This window comes from Dietzia sp. UBA5065 (assembly GCA_002415925.1).
In the GTDB taxonomy this organism is placed as follows: Bacteria; Actinomycetota; Actinomycetes; order Mycobacteriales; family Mycobacteriaceae; genus Dietzia.
In genome coordinates this window covers 2007-6673 of record DIAZ01000184.1, presented here as the reverse complement: position 1 = coordinate 6673, position 4667 = coordinate 2007, and the positions used below count along the sequence as shown (strand labels likewise).

5 protein-coding genes are annotated in these 4667 nt (G+C 74.9%); all 5 read right to left on the bottom strand.

Annotation, left to right across the window (positions count from 1 at the left end; all coding sequences use genetic code 11):
• Window positions 1-593 (bottom strand): transcription antitermination factor NusB (locus B4M60_RS15170; protein WP_291085943.1); only part of this gene is annotated, 593 nt, incomplete at its 3' end.
• On the bottom strand, window positions 590-1522 hold the full coding sequence (gene fmt, locus B4M60_RS15165) for a methionyl-tRNA formyltransferase (protein ID WP_291085940.1): 933 nt from the start codon (window positions 1520-1522) through the stop codon (window positions 590-592). The genes fmt and B4M60_RS15170, both read right to left, overlap by 4 nt.
• Before the next feature lie 4 nt (window positions 1523-1526).
• Complete coding sequence (gene def, locus B4M60_RS15160) at window positions 1527-2081, bottom strand: peptide deformylase (protein ID WP_291085937.1); 555 nt, start codon at window positions 2079-2081, stop codon at window positions 1527-1529.
• A gap of 83 nt (window positions 2082-2164) precedes the next feature.
• On the bottom strand, window positions 2165-4210 hold the full coding sequence (locus B4M60_RS15155) for a primosomal protein N' (protein ID WP_291085934.1): 2046 nt from the start codon (window positions 4208-4210) through the stop codon (window positions 2165-2167).
• Window positions 4211-4255: 45 nt separating this feature from the next.
• Window positions 4256-4667 (bottom strand): methionine adenosyltransferase domain-containing protein (locus tag B4M60_RS15150; RefSeq protein ID WP_291085931.1); only part of this gene is annotated, 412 nt, incomplete at its 5' end.

The window sequence follows — 4667 nt, the reverse complement described above, 5'->3', positions numbered from 1 at the left end:
AGGATCGCCACCCACGCGTCGAGATCCTGCACGGCCACCTTGCGCAGCACGGCGTTGACGAACGCCCCGGCCCGGCCCAGATCCGCCGTGCGGGCGGCCTCCACGCTCGTGTCGACCGCCGCGTGCGCACCGATCCGGGTGTAGAGCAGCTGGTAGGCGCCGAGCCGCACCAGGTCGAGGACCGGCGGATCGATCTCCTCGACCGGGCGGCCCGCGGCCTCGGCGATGATCCGGTCCAGCAACCCCTGCGCGCGCAGGGTGCCGTAGGTGAGCTCGGTGGCCAGAGCCGCGTCGCGGGTGTCGAGCCCGGCCCGGCGGAGTTCGGCCGGGAGCTGGAGGTTGGCGTAGGCCGCGCGCTCACGCACGGCCGTCATCACCGCGAGGGCCACCGACCTGGCGTCGGGGCGGGGCCGCGTCGAGGCCGCTGCGTCCTTCTGGCCCCCGCCGGACCGGCCGGTACGTGGTCTGCCGGCGCCGTGTCGACCTGCGCCCTGCCCGCCGCCCTGCCCGCCGGCCTGCCGGCCGGACCCCTGCCCGCCGCCCTGCCGGCCGGCACCGCGCGGGCCCCGGCCCTGTCCGCCTTCTGCGCTCATACGAATGCCGCCCCGTCCTCGAGTCGTGCGCCGCGCACCCAGTCGAGCGCGCTCATCATCTTCTTGCCGGGCGGTTGGAGCGTCTCCACCACGACGGGCGAGGTGGCCGTGCCCACGAGGACGCCACGCTTGTCCCACTCGATCCGCCCGGGACCGAGGTGGGGGGCGCCCTCATCGGCGGGCCGGACGGAGCCGATCTTGACCCTGCCGCCGTCGAGGGTCGTCCATGCGCCGGGCGCCGGTGTGACCGAACGGATGTGGCGGTCGACCGCCAGTGCCGGATCCGCCCAGCGGACCCGTGCGTCGTCGACGGTGATCTTGCCCGCGTGGGAGATCCCCTCCGCCGGTTGGGGCACCGCCCGCAGCTCCCCGGTCTCGAGCGCGTCCAGCGTGGCGACCAGGAGTCCCGCGCCGGCCACCGACAGCCTGCCGAGGAGGTCGCCGGCGGTGTCGCGAGGTCGGATGGCCTCGGTCATGGTCCCCAGGACGGGGCCGGTGTCCATGCCCTCGTCCAGCCGGAAGGTGGTGGCGCCGGTGACCGCGTCGCCGGCCTCGATGGCCGCGTTGACCGGTGCGGCGCCGCGCCACGCCGGCAGGAGGGAGAAGTGGAGGTTGATCCACCCGTGGGTGGGGATGTCCAGGACCGGCCGTGGGACCAGGTGCCCGTATGCCACCACGGGCACCGCATCGGGTGCGAGTTCGCGGAGCCGGTCCGCGAACTCCGGGTCGCGGGCACCGGGTGGGGTGAGGACCTCGATGCCTGCCGCGTCCGCCGCGGCCGCCACCGGGCTCCGCGACACGCTCCGGCCACGCCCGGACCTGGCGTCGGGGCGCGAGACCACGGCCACCACGTCGTGTCGGCCGCCGGCGAGGAGCGCCTCGAGCGAGGGCACGGCGGCCTCGGGCGTCCCTGCGAAGATCAGGCGCACGGGGTCACCTCACCGCCATGGCGTCGGCCGGGTGGTCGTGGATGACGCCCGCGCTGATGGCGGCGCGACCGAACCAGGTGGATGCGCGGATCCCGGCCATCGCCGAGCGCCGGCGCTCCGGGGCGAGCCGCTGCAGGAACAGGACCCCGTCGAGGTGGTCCGTCTCGTGCTGGACGGCGCGGGCGAGGATGCCCTCGGCCTCGAAGCTCACGGGGTCACCGTGCATGTCGACGCCGCTGGCGAGGACCCGCGCGTACCGCTCGGTCGGTTCGGACACCCCGGGTATCGAGAGGCAGCCCTCGGTGACGAGGGTCGTCTCGGTGCCGATCGGGTGCCATTCCGGGTTGACCAGGTGGCCCTCCCGTCCCCCACAGGTGTAGACGAACACCCGCGAGGACACCCCGATCTGCGGAGCCGCCAGGCCCGCACCGTCCTCGTGGCGGACGGTGTCCATGAGGTCCGCCACGACGCGGGCCACCCTGTCGTCGAAGGTCGTGACGGGGTCGGCGGGGGTCCTCAGGACGGGGTCGCCGAAGAGCCGGACGGGGTGGACGGCCATGCGGATCGGAACTCCTCGCGGGCGGGGGGCGTGTGACGCGCCCATTCTAGGTCGTCGCCGGGACCCGGCCCCCCATCGCCCGGTCAGCCGATATGGATCGGGTCGAGTCGGACCCGGACCGGGGCGGTGTGCCGTCGGCCCGACCGCCCCACGACCACCGCCCTCACCTCGGCGCACATCTGGTCGAGAAGCGGCGGAGGGATCCGCAACAGCACCCGCTCCGGGAGGTCGATCCCGTCCTGGCCGGGGAGCTCCTCGCCGGCCGGCAGATCGACCGGACCCAGCACCTCGACGCCGTCCGGGATCCGCAGTTCGGTGAGGACCTCCGCCAGGGCCGCGGCCGGTCCGTCCACCGCGATCATGTGGACGGCGGGCGGGAAGCGCACCTCGGTACGGTCGGCCAGTTCCCGGTCGGCCCACCCCTGCGGGTCCCAGCGCACGAGGGCCTGGGCCACCGGTGACTCCGAGTCCGCGGACAGGAACACGCGGCCCCCGTCCTCGGCCGGGCGGACCAGGGACGCGGCGCCCATCCAGAGCCGGAGCGCGGTCTGCACGGCCCGGAGGTCCGGCCGCCCGAGCAGGGCCCACGAGTCCAGCAGCAGCGCCGCGCCGTACCCGCCCTCCGCCACGGGCTCGGCACCGGGGGTCGACACGACGATGGCCGGGCTCGCAGGCACCGAGTCGAGCATCTCCCCTCCCCCGCTCGTCCGCACCCTGATCCCGGGGAACATCCGCCCGAGCTCCTCGGCCGTCCGTCCGGCACCCACGACGCCCGCCCGGAGCGACCGCGAGCCGCAGGCGACGCACCGGAAGCCCGAGTCGGGGGCCCCACACCACCCGCAGGCAAGGTCGACGGGGCCGTACACGGCGTCCATCCGGCCCGCGCGCAGGGGTCCGTTGCATCGCCGGCACCGCGCCGGGGTGCGGCACGACCCGCACAGCAACGTGGGGATGTAGCCCTTCCTCGGCACCTGGACCAGGACGGGGGCGTCCACGTCGATCGCCTCGCGGGCCATCGTCAGCGCCACGGCCGGCAGGCGGGTGCGGCCTCCGGCGACGTCCCGCGCCTGGGTGGGGTCGGCGTCGGTCACCGCGACGACGCGCGGCGCGAGGGCCCGGACCACACCGGGCAGGGGCCGGATCTCGTGGGCCCAGCCCGAGCGGACGTACTCCGCCACCTCCGGGGTGCGATCCACGGAGGAGAGCAGGAGCGGGGTGCCGTCCGTCTCGGAGCGCAGGGCGGCGACCTCCCTGGTGTGCGGGTAGGGGGCGCGGGGTTCGACAAAGGACTCGTCCCCGTCGTCGTGCAGCACGAGCAGACCGGGTTCGGGCAGTGGCGTGAACACGGCGCTGCGGGTCCCCACCACGATGCGCGCGTGGCCGCGGACCGCGCGCAACCACCGCCTGTAGCGGGCGGAGGGTCCGACCCCTGCGGACAGGTCGGCCACCAGGTCCCGTCCGGCGGTCCCCCCTCCGACCACCTCGCGGCACGCCGAAGTGAGCCGGTCGACATCCCGCTGGTCCGGCACGATGAGCAGCACCTGCAGCCCCCGGCGCCGCACCGAGTCCGCGAGGGTGGCCAGGGCGTGCGCCCAGTCCCGACCCGGCGGGACCGTCCACACGGCCCGGGCCGGCACCCCCGCGGCCGTCGCCTCGAGGAACCTCGCCGCCATGGGATGGTCGGCCCACCCGTCGGGCATCTCCACCGGCCCGGCGGTGACGCCCCGCGGGGGCTGCGCCTCGGGGACCGACTTCTCCGCGGCGGCGTGTCGGGGCGGGATGGCCAATCTCAGGACGTCCGAGCGCGTGCCCACCCAGCGACGGGCCACGAGCTCGACCAGCCGGAGCAGGTCGGGAGTGAGAACCTGTTCGGTGGAGACGACGCGCTCCAGCCAGGACAGCTCGCCCCGGTGGTCCGTCCCCGAGGCCCGCTCCACCAGGAAACCGTCGACGAGCCGGCCTGCGAACCGCACGCGCACGCGGGTCCCGGGCCTCGCCTGCTCGGACAGCGACTCCGGGACCAGGTAGTCGAACTCGCGGTCCAGGTGCGGCACACCGAGCAACGGCAGGACCCGGGCCACGGGGGCGACTGCCGCCGGGACCCGGGTCACCGGGTGCGTTGTGGTCACGGCCTCGGATCCTCGCACCCCGCTACGACATCCGGGGGTCGGACGTCAGAGCCCGGCGGCCTTCTTCAGGTCCTCGACCCGATCAATCCGCTCCCAGGGCAGCTCGATGTCGGTCCGGCCGAAGTGCCCGTACGCGGCCGTGGCGGCGTAGATGGGGCGCTTGAGGTCCAGGTCGCGGATGATCGCGCCCGGACGCAGATCGAACACCTCCGACACCGCCCGCTGCAGCACCGCGATGTCGACCTTCTCGGTGCCGAACGCCTCGACGAACAGCCCCACCGGAGCGGCCTTGCCGATCGCGTACGCGACCTGGACCTCGACACGGTCCGCCAGCTTGGCGGCGACGATGTTCTTGGCCACCCACCGCATGGCGTACGCGGCCGAACGGTCCACCTTGGACGGGTCCTTGCCGGAGAAGGCGCCGCCGCCGTGGCGGGCCATGCCGCCGTAGGTGTCG

Bases quoted from the DNA above. Each gene is read 5' to 3' on its own strand.
- def (WP_291085937.1), bottom strand. From the start codon at position 2,081: ATGGCCGTCCACCCCGTCCGGCTCTTCGGCGACCCCGTCCTGAGGACC.